Below are 15,365 nucleotides of genomic sequence, written 5' to 3'. Positions count from 1 at the left end.
AAGTCTGGCCCAGTCAGGGAGCCGCTCACAGATGATTTCCATCGGGTGAAAGCCAGTCGGAAGCCGTCAGGTCAAGTGGCCGGTCGGGCCTCTCCCAGCCAGCGCAAGGCGTTGCGTGAGCTGATGTCCTCCCACTGATCCGCGGGCAGGTCCATGTCACGCAGGGTCTTGGCCACCGGGTCCTCACGGAGCATCGCGGGGAAGTCCGACCCCACCAATAGCCGGTCAGCTCCGAGCAGGTCGATGAGATAACGGAGGGTCCGGTGGTCGAAGACCATCGAGTCGTAGTAGAACCGCCGCGCGATCTCCAGAGGCGAGGGGCCGTCGTCGTGCATCACGGCCCGGTCCAGGTCCACCGGACCCTCGTTCCAGGCGCCGCCCCAGAAGTAGTTGGCCCGCGGCAGCATCATGGCGAAGCCGCCGGCGGCATGGCTGAAGGAGATGCGCAGGTCCGGGCAGGCGGCGGCCGTGCCGCCCAGCACCATGGAACCGGCCGCGAACATGCCCTCCACCCCGACGACGTAGGTCCCCATGGCGGACTTCGGGAGTCGGTTCATGGGTGAGGGCATGGCGTGAACGAACACGGACAGGCCGATCCGTTCGGCCTCTTGGAAGAAGCCCAGGAACTTCTCGTGGCCGATCGAGTCGCCCATGATGTTCGAGGCGATCTCGACGCCGGCCAGGCCCGCCTCCTTGATCGCGGCCAGTTCGCCGGTGGCGGCGTCCGGGTCCTGCAGCGGCACCATCCCGAGACCGGTCAATCGGTCCGGGTCATGGCCACACAGTTCCGCGGTGAAGTGATTGACGTGCTGGGCCAGGGCCAGGCCATCGGCGGGCAGGAGGTCGTACTTCAGCAGCGGCGGCATGGGACTGACCACCTCCCGGTCCACACCCGAGGCATCCTGAGCCTCGAGTCGCCGTTCGGCGGCGAAGAACACATCCTTGGCCCGGAACCGCATCTCGCCGAAGGCGAGGGTGCGGTCCGTGGAACCCGTCACCGCCTCCATCGACGGGAAGCAGGACGGGGCATCCTCGGGGTAGCCGTCTGGCAGCACGTGGGCGTGGGCGTCAATGATCATGGTGTGTCCTTCTCCCGTTCGGGGATGACTCAGTGGCTTGCGGTCAAAAGGTGCGGTGCCACCCCTGGGTCAGAGATCCGCCCGAGGTGGGGTTGGACGGTGACGTGGATGGCGCTCTTGTCCTCGCGGTCTCCGGCGAGGGTCTCGATGGCCTCGGCGACCTGTTCCAGGCCGAAGGTGTGGGTGTGCAGCCGCTCCAGCGGGAAGCGTCCGGATTCCAGCAGGGCGATGGCCTTCTCGTTGGCGGCCGCGTCCACGCCGTAGGCGCCACGGACCGTGAGACCCCGGTTGATCAGCAGGTCCGTGCTGAGGGGGATTTCGCGCCCGCCCTTCAGACCGGCCAGCACCACGCGGCCACCATGGCGGACCACCTTCAGGGCATCCGTGACCGGTCCCGCCGCCATGGGCGTCAGGTCCAGCGAGACATCCGCCATCCGGCCCCCGGTGATCTCCGTGACGGCCTCGACGATGTCCCGTCCGTCCGGACCGTCCACCACCACGGTGTGGTCCGCTCCGAGTTCCTCGGCGACCGCCAGCTTGTGCCGGTCGGACTCCAGCCCGGTGATGATGACGGTGCGGGCGCCGGCGGCCTTGGCCGCCATCACGGCGGCCAACCCCCGCTGTCCGGCCCCGAGGACCACCAGGGTGTCCCCCAGGCCGACCTCGCCCAGGTCCACCGCCCACCGGACCCCTGCTCCCAGGGGGTTGTACATGGCGGCGATGTCGATCGGCAGGGACTTGTCGATCTTGTGCATCACCGCGTTGGGCGCGAGGTACAGGTACTCGGCGAAGCCGCCGTAGAGGGACGGCTCCACGTCCACCGGGGTGACGCCATGGCCGTTCTGCTTGTGGCGGCAGGCCTGGTAGCGGCCCATGAGGCAGTCGGCACAGGACCGGCAGGGCACGATCACCTCGAGGGCCACGCGGTCACCCACCTGGACGCCCCACCGCTCGGCGGCGCGCTCGCCGAGTTCCTCGATGATGCCCAGCGGCTCATGCCCCGGGATGAAGGGTGGCCTGGACCGGCCCTGGAGATGGCCGCGGAAGATCTCCACGTCCGAACCGCAGATGCCGTTGGCCTCGACCCTCAGCAGTCCATCGTCGGGGCCGATCACCGGGCGCGGGAACTCTCGGATCTCCAGGGTGCTGGGACCGGTCTGGACCACGGCCCTCACGGTGTCCGGCAGGTGGTCATGCAAACGCTGTGTCATCGTCGGTCTCTCCTTAGCGGGCCACGGTGGCCACGGGCGGGGCGGCGGGGCCGCTGCGCCCGAAGGGGCCGCCGTCCACCGCCAGGATCTGGCCGGTGATCCACCGGGCTTCGTCGCTGAGCAGGAAGGCGGCGGCGTGGGCGATGTCCCAGGCGCTGCCCTCCTTCTTCAGGGTGGTGCTCTCCCGGCGTGCCTCACGGAAGCGCTCGTCCATATTGGCGGCGGCGAAGGAGCCCCAGATGGCACCCACTTCGATGCAGTTCACGCGGATGCCCTGCGGACCGAGGGTGGAGGCCGCTCCCACGCTGAAGTTCTCCAACCCGGCCTTGGCCACGCAGTACGGCATCCCGGGCCCGCGCGCACTCACGCCCACGGAGGAGATGTTGAGGATGGCGCTGCCCGGGGGCAGATGGGGCACCGCGTGGCGGGTGACGGACCAGGCGGAGGTGAAGTTGATGTTCATCAGTTCGTCGAGCCGCTCGGGGGTGACCTCGAAGATCCCCGCCCGGTCCCCGCTCGCCACGTTGTTCACCAGGGTGTCCAACCCGCCGAGGAGTCCGGCGGCCTCCGTCACGGCGCGTTCGCACGCGGCGTCGGTGGTCACGTCCGCGGTCAGGGCGTGGGCCGTGCCACCCTCGGCCGTGATCCGGTCGACGGTGCGCTGGGCCGCCTCGTCGCTGCGGTCCAGCACCACCACGGACGCGCCGCGGGCCGCCAGGAGCCGGGCGATGCCGTACCCGACTCCGGGCAGGTCCCCGTTCTGCCCGGCCCCCGTGATGAGGGCCCGGCGCCCGGCCATCCGGGCGGTCCCCTGGGCGGCCAGCGGATCCTCCAGCGGTGTGCCGGTCAGGCGTTCCTCGACGTCAGTGCTGGTCATCGATCATCCTTCTGTGGTGACGTGTCGGTGGGTTGCGGTGTTCCGGTGGTGATGGCCACGGGCTTCCCGGACCAGTCGGCGAAGTAGCGCACCACCATGGAGATCCCCGCGTTGCGGGATCCTGCCACGGCCACGATCATGGAGGCCGGGTCCGCGATGGTGCGTTGGAACCGGTCCGGGTCCGTGGCGTCCCCGTTGTCCCCATTGGCCCCGGGGAACCGGACCCCGTTCTCGTTGGCCCGGTCCTTGCCCACGGAGGCCAGCTGTCCCGTGGTGCGTCCGGAGTGCTCGGCGAGCCACGCCGCCACATCGGCACGGGAGAACCCGGCCTGGGCCAGCTGGTTGGCGTGCTCGGGGCACAGCACCACTCCGGCCCCGGCATTCCTGAAGATCCACGGCCCGGAACGGCCGATGGTGTCGGCGAAGTCGGCGAGCAACTGCTCCGGATCGGAGGTGTGCCGGTTGTCCACGAACTCGCTGGTGCGCAACAACGTGGACGTCACGGCGTTGCCGCTGACCCCGAGGTCTTCCGCGAGGGGGGCCCACGGGCTTTCCTCCTCGTTCTCCGCGAGGCAGATGGACCACCGCCCGGGCAGGCCCTGCGTGGCCTGCTCGAGCTCGTGCGGGCGGATCCCATAGGCGTTGCGGACGGTGAGACCGATGGCCCGGGCCACGGTGGCGTTGGCCCGGAAACCGGGGCCGAACACCCCTCCGGTGCTGTTGAATCCGAGTTCCTGGCGCAGCGGCCCGTTGACGATGATCAACGGGGCCGGTCCACTCGTGGACTGCCAGCCGCCACCTCCGGTGGTCCGCTCCTGGGCGAGCGCCTCCCAGGCGGCCAGGACCACCGGGAAGTACTCCGGCCGGCATCCGGCCATGGCCGCGTTGATGGCCAGCAGTTCGACCGTCACGGTGCGGTCGACCTGCTTCAGGTGGCTGAGCACCTCCCCCGCGGGGCGGCCAGCGGCCGCGAGGAAGCGGTCCACGAGGTCCTGGGTGGCCGGAACCACGGGCAGCCCGTCCGTCCAGCCCTGCTCATAGGCATGCTCGATGGCACTCTGGGCGGCGGCAGGGTCCAGGGACTGAGCGTGCTGCTCGTGCTGAAGGGACGCTGCGGTCATGCTCGACCCTCCTGGTCCGGATCCGTCAGGGTGGACAGGATCTCCGGCAGCAGCAGGCGAGCGCGTTCACGCACCTGTTCCTCGGTCAGCACGGCCATCGGGTGCTCGGTCCGGATCCACTCATAGTCCGGGGCGCCCTGCACGCCGGCCATGGTGCGGCCGGTGATGTCGAAGGCATCGGTGAGGACCACGGCGGCCGGCAGGCCGGCCCGCTCGAAGTTGATCCCGTCCGCCACGGCGGCGGCACTGCAGGAACCGCAGTCGCCGACCCCGGTGACGACCACGTCGCACGACTCCCGGTACCGGGAGACGATCTCCTCGTCCACGGGGATGGAGAAGTTCTTCTTGGTCTCCACGATGCCGACGGACGCGGCGCCGTGCTCCTCCACGAGGAGCTCCCCCACCACGGTCAGGAACAGCAGGGCGTTGTGCTTCGTGTTGTCCAGCAGCCCGATCCGGGCCCCGGCCAACGACGCCGGCCGGGGCGCCAGCTCCGGAGTCGGACGGTCCTGCGGGTCGGCAGGGCCTGCGGCGGAACCCACGTGCTGGGACCCCCTGCCGGTGGGGTCGAGGATGGTCTGGGTCATGGACGCGCTCCTACTGCTCGTGGACGATGATGCCGCGGATGTTGCGGCCGGCCAGCAGATCCTCGTAGGCCGTGTTCACCTCGTCGAGGGTGTACTTCCGGGTGATGAGCTCCTCGAGCTTGAGGTCTCCGGTCCGGTACAGTCCCAGTAGCTTCGGGATGTCATACAACGGGTTGCAGTCACCGAACAGGGCCCCGCGGATCTGCCGCTGGTAGCTGATGAGCAGTCCGGCATGGATGGTCACGGCCTGCTCGTTCAGGTGGCCGACCGAGGTGATGGTGAGCTTGCCGCCCTTGCCGGTCATCGCGATGCCGGCATTGGCCATCTCCTGGGTGACGGCGTCCGCGGTGATGATGACCTTGTCGGCCAGCTGCCCCCAGGTGGTCTCCACCACGAAGTCATGGGCCTCCTGGGCCGTGGCGAACGCATGCGTGGCCCCGAACAGCTCGAGCGCGGACTCCCGCTTGAAGGCCACGGGATCCACGACGATCACGTTCTTGGCCCCGGCGTAGCGGGCCCCCTGAACCGCATTGGAGCCCACACCGCCGGCTCCGAAGATCACCACGGTGTCCCCCGCCCGGACCTCGGCCGCATAGACGGCGGACCCCCACCCCGTGGGGACGCCGCAGCCCACCAGGGCGCCGAGCTCGAACGGGATGTCATCCGGCAGCGGGACGGCCGCGTACTCGGAGAGCACCGTGTACTGGGAGAAGGTGCCCAGGGTGCAGAACCCGCCGACGTCTTCTCCGTCACTGTCGTGGAACCGGAAGGTGTCGTCCAGGAACATGCCCGTCCCGGCGTTGAGCCCCTTGACGCACATGTTCTGGTGCCCGGTCGAGCACGGTCGGCAGTAGCCGCACGCCGGGATGTAGGCACAGACCACGCGGTCGCCCGGCTTCACCCGGGTGACGCTCGGGCCGACCGACTCCACGATGCCGGCACCCTCGTGGCCACCCACGATCGGGAAGCGGACCGGGGCGTCCCCGGCGGTGATGTGGTGGTCCGAATGACACAGGCCGGAGGCGTGGAGCTTGACCCGGACCTCGTGCTCCTTCGGCGGGTCCAGCCGCAGGTCGGTGACCTGCCAGCCGTCATGGGGTCCTCGGGCGACGGCCGCCCGCGTGGTGAGGGTGGCACCGCCGGTGGTCACGCTGGTGGGCTGCTCGCTGGCCGCCGTGGGTGTGGTGATAGCCATGATGTCGGTCTGCCTTTCGTTCAGTGGGCCGCGGGCGTGGCGCCACGCATCGAGACGGTCTTGATCTGCGTCCAGTTGAGGACGGCATCGGCGCCCATGGTCCGGCCGAAGCCGCTGCTCTTGTAGCCGCCGAAGGGGCCGCCGATGACGCCCGCGCCCAGGGCGTTGTTGACCCCGACCTGACCGGCCTGCAGGGCACGGGACATCCGCACGGCAGTGCCCACGTCCTGGGTCCACACGGACGCGACCAGCCCGTAGTCCACACCGTTGGCCACCTCGATGGCCTCCTGCTCGCTGTCGACCGGAATGACGGAGAGCACCGGGCCGAAGATCTCCTCCTGGGCGATCGTCATGTCCGGGCTGACGTTGTCGAAGAGGGTCGGATTCACGAAGTAGCCGTCCCCATAGTCGCCACCCGAGGGAACATCTCCGCCGACCACCACGTCAGCACCTCCGGCCCGGCCGGCCTCGATGTACCCCATGACCCGCTCGTGCTGGCGGCCGTTGATCAGCGGGCCCATGTTCACCTGCTGGTGCCAGGGGCCCACAGTGACCTTCTGCATGGCCTCGGCCAACCGCTCGACCACTTCCTGATGGACGCTGCGATGCACCACCACGCGGGAGCCCGCGGCGCAGATCTGCCCGGTGTTCAGGGTGATACCGGTGGCGATCGCAGGTGCGGCCACGGCGAGGTCCGCATCCGGGAAGATCACCTGGGGTGACTTCCCGCCCAGTTCCAGGTGGAGGGGGATGAGGTTCCGGGCACAGGACTCCATGACGAGCGAGCCCGTGGCCGGTGAGCCGGTGAATCCCACGCGCCGGATGCCGGGATGCCTCGGGATGGCGGCACCGGCCTCGGATCCGAGACCGGTGACCACGTTGATCACCCCGGCCGGGATCCCGGCGTCCATGGCGAGCCGAGCCAAGGCCAGCGGGGCCAGGGGAGCATCCTCGGCCGGCTTGATGACGATGGTGTTGCCCGCGGCGATCGCCGCGGCGACCTCGTTGGTGAACATCGGTCCGGGGGCGTTCCACGGGATGATGGCTCCGACCACTCCGTAAGGTTCACGCAGGGTGAAGCCGAGGACGTCCGGCGAGTAGGTCGGCAGCGAGACGCCCTGGACCTTGTCCGCCTGTCCGGCGATGAAGCGGATCATCCCCGCCAGGGGCGAGGGACCCCAGTGGGGGCGGCCGACGTCGCGGGATTCCAGCTGGTCCAGGATCTGGGCGTTCTCCTCCACGAGGGAGGCCCAGCGCAACAGCAGCCCGGCACGGGCCGTGGCGTTCGTGTCACGCCAGCCCGGCAGGGCGCGCTCGGCGGCCTGGACGGCAGCGTCCACGTCCTCGGCGTTGCTCCGGGGCACCCGGCCGAGGAGGCCGCGATCGGCCGGGTTGATGACGTCGATGGTCTCGCCGGAGGCGGCGGGGAGCCATTCCCCGCCGATCAACTGGACGTTGTCTGCCAGCAGCGGGGTGTCGAGGGTGGCTTGGGGATCGATGACTGCGGTCATGGTGTTCTCTTCCGTCTCGGGCGCTGGCTCAGTGGTCGATGGTGATGATGCCGCGGATGTTCTTGCCGTCGAGCATGTCCTGGTAGCCCTCGTTCACCTGGGCCATGGAGTAGCGGTTGGTGATCAGCTCGTCGAGCTTGAGCTTGCCGTTCTGGTACATGCTGACCAGGCGGGGCACGTCATGCAGGGGGTTGCAGCCACCGAAGATGGCGCCCTGGATCCGGCGCTGGAAGCCGATCAGGGCACCCGGGTGCTCCTTGATGGACCCGTTGCCGACGGCGGTGATGGTCACCTGGCCGGATTTGCCGACGATGTTGATGGCGTCATGGATGACCTCGTCATGCAGGCTGCCGACCGTGATGATGGCGTGGTCGGCCAGTTCGCCCCAGGTGGCCTCGATGACGAAGTCCGTGGCCTCCTGCGCCGTGGCGAACACCTGGGTGGCCCCGAACTCGAGGGCCTTGTCCCGCTTGAACTCCACCGGGTCCACCACCACGACGCGATTGGCGCCGGACATGGCCGCGCCCTGGACGGCGTTCATGCCGACCCCGCCGGCGCCGAAGATGACCGCGGTCTGCCCCACCTGGACGCCGGCGGCGTGGACGGCGGACCCCCATCCCGTGGGGACACCGCAGCCCACCAGGCAGGCGACGTCGAAGGGGAGGTCCTTCGGGATCGGGATCACGGAGTACTCGGAGACCACCGTGTGCTGGGAGAAGGTCCCCAGCACGCAGAGGCCGCCGAAGTCCACGCCGTCCTGGTGGAAGCGGAAGGTGCCGTCCGGGAATTCGCCGGTGGCGGCGTTCTTCCCGGAATCACACAGGTTCTGGTGACCGGTGGAGCAGTAGCGGCAGGATCCACAGGCCGGGATGAAGGAGCACACCACGTGATCTCCCACCTGCACGCGGGTCACGCCCTCGCCCACCGCATCGATGATGCCGGCACCTTCATGCCCGCCCACCACGGGCATGCGCATGGCGGCATCCCCCTTCTGGATGTGGTCGTCCGAGTGGCACATTCCCGCGGCCATCATCTTGATGCGGACCTCGTTGGCCTTCGGCTCGTCGAGGTCGAGTTCGGTGACTTCCCAGGGCGTTCCGGGTTCGCGGCATACGACCGCACGAGTCTTCATGCTCAGGGGGACCCTTTCTGGCAGGTGGCGCCGAGGACGAGGCGCCGGCGGTGAGGTGGGCGCATCACCGGATTCAGATGCCGGTGGTGCAGCTGCCTCCACGGTGCTCCGTCCGCCGGCGCGCTGCCACGGGCTTTCCGCCGCATGGAAGGATTCACCGTGATCAGCATCACAATCACCGTCAGTGGAAGTCCGCCGAGGCTCCGTCTTCTACGGCGTGGAAACCCGGGTGCTCCCAGGGGCCAGTGGGGATTGACTACTGCATGACCGGACCATCACCGGTCGATGCCACCACCTGCCGGCTCCAGACCCGGCCTCCCCTCTCGAGAACCAGCAGAGAAGTAGGACGCACCGTGATGAACAAGTTCCGCACCGATCTCCACGAGCACCTGGATGCTGTCTGGGACGGTGCCTCGATCGCCGTCGGCGGCTTCGGCAGTTCCGGCCGTCCGGATGCCCTGCTCAACGCCCTGTCCGACCTCGGCAAGAAGGACCTGCACCTCTACGTCAACAACGTGGGCGACGACTTCACGGGCATCGGCCGGCTCGTCATGGAGGGCCGGGTCCGCCGACTGACCGGGTCCTTTCCCGTGCTGCCAGAGTTTTACGACGAGTACTTCGCGGGCCGCGTGGAGCTGGAGCTGATCCCGCAGGGCACCCTGGCGGAGCGCATGCGGGCCGGTGGCGCCGGGATCGCCGCCTTCTTCACGCCCTCCGGTGCGGAGACCATGCTCTCGGACGGGACGTTCCCGGCCTCCTATTCCGGGGGGACCCCGGGCGACCTGCTGCCAGCCAAGGAGGAACGGGTGTTCGACGGGCGTGCCCACGTCCTCGAGTACGGCATCAAGGCGGACTTCGGCCTCGTCAAGGCGCAGCAGGCCGATCCCAAGGGCAACCTCCGCTTCCACCTCTCCGCCCGGAACTTCAATCCGCTGGCAGCCATGTCCGGGCGGACGACCTTCGTGGAGGTCGAACGGCTGGTGGACACCGGGTCGCTGGACCCTGACGACATCCACCTCCCCGGGGTCTTCGTGGACCACGTGGTGATGACTGCAGCACCCATCCCGGCGGACCTGCCCCGGCGGGCCGCCTCGCTCCAGAAGGGCTGACCATGTCCATGACCAGAACCGAATCCCCCCGGGTCACCGGGCGCACGCGGGACGAGATCGCCCAGCGCCTGGCCGCGGACCTGGTGGACGGCTACACCGTCAACCTCGGGGTGGGCATCCCCCTGGCGGTGCCCCAGCACATCCCCGCGGACCGGGAGGTCTTCCTCCAGTCCGAGAACGGAATCCTGGGGCTCGGCCCGGCACCTGAGCCCGGCACCGAGGACCCGGACCTGACCAACGCCGGGAAGCAGCCGACCAGCATGATCCCCGGCGGGGCCATCGTGGACTCGGCCATGTCCTTCGCGATCATCCGCGGCGGCCACCTGGACGTGACCATCCTGGGAGCACTGCAGGTGTCCGAGGCCGGCGACCTGGCCAATTGGTACGTCCCGGGGCGCAACCCCGCCGTGGGCGGAGCCATGGACCTCGTGGCCGGCACCCCGCAGGTCTGGGTCTGCATGGAGCACGTGGACCGCAAGGGCCAGCCCAAGCTCGTGCCCGAGTGCACCTTCCCGCTGACCGGCCGGGGCGTCGTCACCCGCGTCTATACGGACCTGGCGGTCTTCCACGTGATGGACGGGGTGCTGACGCTCGTGGAGTGCGCGCCCGGTGTCACCCCCGAGGACGTCCGGTTGCGGACCGCGGCCCACTACGTCGAGGCGGCCCCAGCATGAGCACCGGGTCTGGGCAAGCCGCCAGTGCGCCGTCCCTGCAGCAGTGGCAGGACCTGGCCGCCATCGATGTCCACGTCCACGCCCACCGTTCGGTGAAGGACGACGCCGGCCCGGTCGAGTCCGGCGAACAGATGGGCGAGTACTTCGGGATCGGCACGATGCACGGGCACACGGTCCCCGCGCTCGCCGCCTACTACCGCGAGCGCCGGATGGCCGCCGTCGTCTTCACCGTGGACTCGATCTCCGCCACCGGCGACGAACCGGTACCGGGGAACCGCGAGATCGCCGAGCTGGCCGCCGAGCATGCGGACGTGCTGGTGCCGTTCGCCAGCATCGATCCGGCCCGGGGCGCGGCCGGCGTGAGGGAGGCACGGATCCTCGCCCGCGACTACGGCGTGCGAGGCTTCAAGTTCCATCCCGGTGTCCAGGGGTTCTACCCCGACGACCGGTCGGCCTATCCCCTGTACGAGGTCATCGAGGAGTTCGGCCTGATCTCGCTGTTCCACACGGGCCAGACCGGGGTGGGCGCCGGTTCACGCGGCGGGGGCGGGGTAAGGCTGAAGTACTCCCACCCGCTGGCCATTGACGACGTCGCGGCGGACTTCCCGGACATGGACATCATCATGGCCCACCCGTCCTTTCCGTGGCAGGACGAGGCACTCTCCATCGCCCTCCACAAGCCGCGCGTCTACATCGACCTCTCCGGCTGGTCACCCAAGTACTTCCCGCCGCAGCTGGTGCAGTACGCGGACACCCTGCTCAAGCACAAGGTGCTCTTCGGCTCGGACTTCCCGGTCATCACCCCGGAGCGGTGGATGGAGGCCTTCGAGAAGCTGCCGATCCGGGATTCGGTGCGTCCGCTGATCCTGCGGGAGAACGCCGCCCGGCTGCTGGGCCTGCCCGGCGCCGTCACCGAGTCCGGCTCCCCGTCCACCCCCTGAATCACCCGCCGGCACCTCCGGCACCATCGAGAGGAACTCCCCATGCACGAACTCACCGGTCGCGTTGCCGTCATCACCGGCGGCAGCAGCGGCATCGGCCGCGGCATCGCCCTCGCCTGCGCCCGTGCGGGCATGACCGTCTACGTCACCGGACGCAGCACGGATCACCTGGCCGAGACCCAGACCGAGTTCTCCGCTCGGGGGCTCGAGGTCGCCACCCTTCAGGTGGACGTGACCGACCTGGCCGCCATGCAGCAGGCGGCTCAGCGCATCGAGGCCGAACAGGGCCGCGTGGACCTGCTGGTCAACAATGCCGGGATCGGCCTGACCGGCGCCGTCTCTGATGCCACGCCCGCCGACTGGGACTGGCTGATCGACGTGAACATCAAGGGAGTGGCCCACGGCCTCCAGGCCTTCCTGCCGGCCCTCCGCCGGCACGGCCACGGCGGGCACATCGTGAACACCTCCTCCATGGCAGGGCTCATGCCGGTGGTGGCCGGCCTCTACTCGATGTCCAAGGCCGCGATCATCGCCCTCTCCGAGGCCCTGCACATCGAGTTGCTGGCCGAGGGCATCGGCGTCTCGGCCTATTGCCCCGGGCCCACTCATTCGAACATCGCCTCCTCGGTGGCCCAACGGCCGGCCGAGTACGGCGCCTCCGGCTACACCGCCCCCGGCCCGGAGGCCACCGCGTTCCAGCTGACACAGCCGTACATGAGTGCGGAGGAGGCCGGCGAGAGGGTCCTGGAGGGGGTCCGCCGTGGTGACATGTTCATCCTCACGCACCCCGAGTTCAAGGCCGGGGTGGTGCAACGCCACCGCGCGATCGAGGAGTCCTTCCCGGATGAGCCGCTGGACGAGGAGCGGAAGGCTGCCATCCCGTTCCTGCTGTCCTCACCCGTCTATGACGAGGCGAGCCGGCCTCCCGCCCCGGTCTTCGAACCCACGCGTTGACCTCAAGCACCGGCATCAGCCTCGGCTCCAGCACCGGAGGGCGGCTGACGCAGGGGGAAGGCGGTCATGCCACCGCCATCGATCGGGATGGCCTGTCCGGTGATGTAGCCAGCCCCTGGCGAGGCCAGGAAGGACACGACCTCGCCGATGTCCTGCGGCTGCCCGACCCGGCCGACCGGGATGTTCCGCCCGCGCTGGGCGAGAGTCGAGTCCACGTCGAGGTCCGCGGACGGGTCCAGGATGGCACGGCTGGTGGCCACCAGGCCCGGGCACACCGCATTGACGGTGATGCCCCACGGGCCGAGATCCATCGACAGGGCCCGCGTCATCCCGATCACGGCCGCCTTGGAGGCGGAGTAGGCCACGGAGAAGGGCGCGGCGGTCAGCCCGGCCATGGAGGAGATGCTGACGATCCGCCCATAGCGCGATGACCGCATCAGTGGCACGGCCGCGCGGCACATGGCGTAGGTGCCGCGCACGTTGACGTCGATCAGCAGGTCGAAGGCCTCATCTGGCACCTCCTCGATGTCCCGCCGGTCCTCCCCCTGCGGTGCGGCGGCGTTGTTGACCAGGATGTCGAGGCGTCCGAAGCGGTCCTGTACCGTCTCCATGATCCGGGCGACGTCGGCCCGCTGAGAGATGTCCCCCAGTGCGGTGACCACGTGGACGCCATCCCGCCGCAGGCGCTCTGCGAACTCATCCAGGCCACTGGGCGGGATCTGCCCGAGCTTCCGCTGGCGGTCGTTGGCGATGCCACGGGGCTCGCGGTCCGTGATGACGAGCGATGCGCCCCGGGAGGCCAGCGCCCCGGCGATCCCCTGCCCCATCCCGTCCGGCTTCCCACAGCCCGTGACCAGGGCCACCTGTCCGGACAGGGGCCGGTGTGAACCGCCCCCGCCTGCTGTGGCCTCATGCGTCTGCCCCGCGGGGCCCTGGTGCTCTCGCGTGTGATGCTCGTCTGTCATGGTCAGCGAATCTAGGTGCCCTGTCCCCGGCCCGCAGCCCGGATTCCCTCCCGTGGAAGACGGTCCGGGCCGGGGCATCGAGGGCTTCCACCCGGTGGAAGCCGGGAACTGTTCTGCCGGAGATGCCCCACCATAGTGAGGGACATCACACCCTGGGAGGAGTCCCTGCGATGCCCCCATCAACCGACGACCGTCCCGGCCTGCACGAGGCCCTCACCGCCGAGGACCATCGCACGGCCGCGGGCCGCGTCCTGTCCGTTCTGGACGTCTTCGACCAGGACCACCTGGAACTGACCTTGAGCGAGATCAGCCGCCGCGCGGACCTGACCTTGAGCACGGCGCATCGACTCGTCGGCGAACTGCGGGACTGGGGTGCTCTCGAGCGGACCGCGGAGGGACGGTACGCCGTCGGACTCCGGGTGCTGGAACTGGGCAGCCTCGAGCCGCAGATGCTGCAGCTGCGGGACGTGGCCCCGGCGTACCTCGCAGACCTGCAGTCTGCGGTCCAGGCCAATGTGCATCTCTCCGTCCGAGACGGACACGATGTGGTGTACGTGGAGTCACTGCAACGGCACTCCGGGGCTCACGTGCTCAGCCGGCTCGGAGGGCGTTGGCCCCTGCACACCACCGCCACGGGTATGGTCCTGTTGGCTGCTGCGCCAGCGCCTGTCCGCCAGGACGTGCTGGCCAGCCCGCTGAAGCGCTACACGGACCACACCATCACCGATCCGGACACCTTGCGCCGGATGCTGGCGGAGGTGCACCGCACCGGTGTGGCCGTATTGACGGAGACGATCACCCTCGGCACATTCGCCGTAGGGGTGCCGGTCCGCGGGCCCAGCGAGCGGGTGGTGGCTGCCCTCAGTGTCACGTTGAAGATCAACGGATCACGGACCGTGCACCAGGTCCTGCCTGCGCTGAACGCCACGGCACGCGCGCTATCCCGAGCCCTGGGCGCGGCCACCCCAGGGGCCTCGCCTTCGGGGACCCTCCGATCCTCGGTCCGGCCCTTCGCGGTCTGAGCGCACCCGCCGAAGCCCCTGGTCGACGTAGACCATACCTATCCCTATAGTGGATCCATCCTTAGACTGATGTGACCCAGATCACGCCAAAGGAGTCGTCTTGGCATCTCCGTCCAAACCCACCGCCGCTGGCCGCGTCTTGGCCATCCTGGACACCTTCACCGACCGGCACGACAGCCAGACCCTGAGTTCGATCGCACGTCGGTCAGGATTGACCCTCCCCACCACCCATCGACTGGTCGGCGAACTGACCGCATGGGGAGCCCTCCACCGCCAGCCTGACGGTGAGTACACCATCGGTCTCAAGGTCCTGGAACTCGGCTCACTCGCCGGGCACCGCCTGCGCCTGAAGCAGCTGGCCCACCCCTATCTCCACGGCCTGCACCACGCGACCAACACCAACATCCACCTCTCGGTGTCCGTGCAGCAGGACGTGCTCTACCTGGAGTCGATGCTGGCACCGGGCGGAGCCCCGGTCACCAGCCGCTTCGGCGGGCGCTGGCCCATGCACGCCACGGCCACCGGCCGTGTTCTGCTGGCGGCCCTCTCCCCCGAGGAACTCGACGACCTGCTGCGCCAGCCACTCGCAGCCTATTCACCTCACACCGATACGGACCCGAACCGGCTGCGGCAGCTGCTGGCCGAGGTGCGTCAGCGCGGCGTCGCTGTTGCCTATGACCAGATCGCCCTCGGGGTGATAGCCTTGGCCGCCCCGATTGTCGGACCGCACGGCCACCCCGTAGCCTCTGTCGGCATCACGGCACCGAAGGACCGCTTCACCCCGCACCAGCTCATCCCCCCGCTGGTCTCCACCGCACAGAAGATCTCCCGCGCCCTCAACGGGCCCGAGGAAGCACTGCCCGAAGACAGCCTGCGCACGGCCTGATCCACACCAGCATCGAGGCCGTGCCTCCGTCGATGGTTCGATGGAGGCACGGCCTCGGTGTTGCCGGTGGTTGCCGGGTCTGACGGGTCTGACGGGTCTGA

General features: G+C 69.2%; 15 protein-coding genes. 6 read left to right on the top strand and 9 right to left on the bottom strand.

The annotated features are described in order from the left end of the window. Positions 1-71: 71 nt before the first annotated feature. The 8 genes from C8E99_RS14430 to C8E99_RS14395 are packed head-to-tail and all read right to left on the bottom strand — an operon-like array spanning position 72 to position 8,713. Positions 72-1,079: an amidohydrolase family protein gene (locus tag C8E99_RS14430; protein WP_115932884.1), complete on the bottom strand. Its 1,008-nt coding sequence runs from the start codon at positions 1,077-1,079 to the stop codon at positions 72-74. 29 nt (positions 1,080-1,108) lie between these two features. Further along, entirely contained in the window at positions 1,109-2,290 is a 1,182-nt protein-coding gene (locus tag C8E99_RS14425; RefSeq protein ID WP_211309062.1) for a zinc-dependent alcohol dehydrogenase, read from the bottom strand. A gap of 13 nt (positions 2,291-2,303) precedes the next feature. Continuing rightward, complete coding sequence (locus tag C8E99_RS14420; protein WP_211309061.1) at positions 2,304-3,167, bottom strand: SDR family NAD(P)-dependent oxidoreductase; 864 nt, start codon at positions 3,165-3,167, stop codon at positions 2,304-2,306. Further along, complete coding sequence (locus C8E99_RS14415) at positions 3,164-4,288, bottom strand: hypothetical protein (RefSeq protein ID WP_115932883.1); 1,125 nt, start codon at positions 4,286-4,288, stop codon at positions 3,164-3,166. Before C8E99_RS14415 ends, C8E99_RS14420 begins: the two co-directional genes overlap by 4 nt. Further along, complete coding sequence (locus tag C8E99_RS14410; RefSeq protein ID WP_115932882.1) at positions 4,285-4,875, bottom strand: UGSC family (seleno)protein; 591 nt, start codon at positions 4,873-4,875, stop codon at positions 4,285-4,287. The genes C8E99_RS14415 and C8E99_RS14410 overlap by 4 nt, the downstream gene beginning before the upstream one ends. A gap of 10 nt (positions 4,876-4,885) precedes the next feature. Beyond that, positions 4,886-6,070, bottom strand: a complete 1,185-nt coding sequence (locus C8E99_RS14405; RefSeq protein ID WP_115932881.1) for an NDMA-dependent alcohol dehydrogenase — start codon at positions 6,068-6,070, stop codon at positions 4,886-4,888. A gap of 20 nt (positions 6,071-6,090) precedes the next feature. Beyond that, positions 6,091-7,581: an aldehyde dehydrogenase family protein gene (locus C8E99_RS14400; RefSeq protein ID WP_115932880.1), complete on the bottom strand. Its 1,491-nt coding sequence runs from the start codon at positions 7,579-7,581 to the stop codon at positions 6,091-6,093. Positions 7,582-7,609: 28 nt separating this feature from the next. After that, positions 7,610-8,713 carry an NDMA-dependent alcohol dehydrogenase gene (locus C8E99_RS14395; RefSeq protein WP_115932879.1) on the bottom strand — a complete coding sequence of 368 codons (1,104 nt, stop codon included), beginning with the start codon at positions 8,711-8,713 and terminating at the stop codon, positions 7,610-7,612. Positions 8,714-9,069: 356 nt separating this feature from the next. Here C8E99_RS14395 and C8E99_RS14390 point away from each other — a divergent pair, with 356 nt between their 5' ends. Genes C8E99_RS14390 through C8E99_RS14375 form a run of 4 tightly spaced genes read left to right on the top strand, consistent with a single transcriptional unit; the run spans position 9,070 to position 12,391 of the window. Beyond that, positions 9,070-9,822: a CoA transferase subunit A gene (locus tag C8E99_RS14390; RefSeq protein WP_170144677.1), complete on the top strand. Its 753-nt coding sequence runs from the start codon at positions 9,070-9,072 to the stop codon at positions 9,820-9,822. An 8-nt stretch (positions 9,823-9,830) separates the two neighbouring features. Further along, positions 9,831-10,496 carry a 3-oxoacid CoA-transferase subunit B gene (locus C8E99_RS14385; protein WP_115933514.1) on the top strand — a complete coding sequence of 222 codons (666 nt, stop codon included), beginning with the start codon at positions 9,831-9,833 and terminating at the stop codon, positions 10,494-10,496. Next, positions 10,493-11,437, top strand: coding sequence for an amidohydrolase family protein (locus C8E99_RS14380; RefSeq protein WP_115932877.1), 945 nt, complete (start codon positions 10,493-10,495; stop codon positions 11,435-11,437). Before C8E99_RS14385 ends, C8E99_RS14380 begins: the two co-directional genes overlap by 4 nt. A 42-nt stretch (positions 11,438-11,479) precedes the next feature. Then, a complete protein-coding gene (locus C8E99_RS14375) occupies positions 11,480-12,391 on the top strand; it encodes an SDR family NAD(P)-dependent oxidoreductase (protein WP_115932876.1) in 912 nt (303 codons plus the stop codon). 2 nt (positions 12,392-12,393) lie between these two features. Here the strand turns inward: C8E99_RS14375 and C8E99_RS14370 are convergent, their stop codons facing one another. Then, positions 12,394-13,356, bottom strand: a complete 963-nt coding sequence (locus C8E99_RS14370) for an SDR family NAD(P)-dependent oxidoreductase (protein ID WP_170144622.1) — start codon at positions 13,354-13,356, stop codon at positions 12,394-12,396. Between the two features lie 170 nt (positions 13,357-13,526). Here C8E99_RS14370 and C8E99_RS14365 point away from each other — a divergent pair, with 170 nt between their 5' ends. Beyond that, positions 13,527-14,378: an IclR family transcriptional regulator gene (locus C8E99_RS14365; protein WP_115933513.1), complete on the top strand. Its 852-nt coding sequence runs from the start codon at positions 13,527-13,529 to the stop codon at positions 14,376-14,378. Between the two features lie 100 nt (positions 14,379-14,478). Then, the gene (locus C8E99_RS14360) at positions 14,479-15,264 is read left to right on the top strand and encodes an IclR family transcriptional regulator (protein ID WP_115932874.1); all 786 of its coding nucleotides are present in this window, start codon (positions 14,479-14,481) and stop codon (positions 15,262-15,264) included. Positions 15,265-15,365: the final 101 nt, after the last annotated feature.

It is taken from the genome of Citricoccus muralis (assembly GCF_003386075.1).
Lineage (GTDB): Bacteria > Actinomycetota > Actinomycetes > Actinomycetales > Micrococcaceae > Citricoccus > Citricoccus muralis.
This window is presented reverse-complemented; position numbering and strand designations above follow the sequence as displayed.

Coding starts and splice junctions, on each gene's coding strand:
- C8E99_RS14380 (WP_115932877.1), top strand. CDS start 10,493: ATGAGCACCGGGTCTGGGCAAGCCGCCAGTGCGCCGTCCCTGCAGCAG.
- C8E99_RS14410 (WP_115932882.1), bottom strand. CDS start 4,875: ATGACCCAGACCATCCTCGACCCCACCGGCAGGGGGTCCCAGCACGTG.
- C8E99_RS14375 (WP_115932876.1), top strand. CDS start 11,480: ATGCACGAACTCACCGGTCGCGTTGCCGTCATCACCGGCGGCAGCAGC.
- C8E99_RS14415 (WP_115932883.1), bottom strand. CDS start 4,288: ATGACCGCAGCGTCCCTTCAGCACGAGCAGCACGCTCAGTCCCTGGAC.
- C8E99_RS14395 (WP_115932879.1), bottom strand. CDS start 8,713: ATGAAGACTCGTGCGGTCGTATGCCGCGAACCCGGAACGCCCTGGGAA.
- C8E99_RS14400 (WP_115932880.1), bottom strand. CDS start 7,581: ATGACCGCAGTCATCGATCCCCAAGCCACCCTCGACACCCCGCTGCTG.
- C8E99_RS14420 (WP_211309061.1), bottom strand. CDS start 3,167: ATGACCAGCACTGACGTCGAGGAACGCCTGACCGGCACACCGCTGGAG.
- C8E99_RS14405 (WP_115932881.1), bottom strand. CDS start 6,070: ATGGCTATCACCACACCCACGGCGGCCAGCGAGCAGCCCACCAGCGTG.
- C8E99_RS14370 (WP_170144622.1), bottom strand. CDS start 13,356: ATGACAGACGAGCATCACACGCGAGAGCACCAGGGCCCCGCGGGGCAG.
- C8E99_RS14430 (WP_115932884.1), bottom strand. CDS start 1,079: ATGATCATTGACGCCCACGCCCACGTGCTGCCAGACGGCTACCCCGAG.
- C8E99_RS14365 (WP_115933513.1), top strand. CDS start 13,527: ATGCCCCCATCAACCGACGACCGTCCCGGCCTGCACGAGGCCCTCACC.
- C8E99_RS14390 (WP_170144677.1), top strand. CDS start 9,070: ATGAACAAGTTCCGCACCGATCTCCACGAGCACCTGGATGCTGTCTGG.
- C8E99_RS14425 (WP_211309062.1), bottom strand. CDS start 2,290: ATGACACAGCGTTTGCATGACCACCTGCCGGACACCGTGAGGGCCGTG.
- C8E99_RS14385 (WP_115933514.1), top strand. CDS start 9,831: ATGACCAGAACCGAATCCCCCCGGGTCACCGGGCGCACGCGGGACGAG.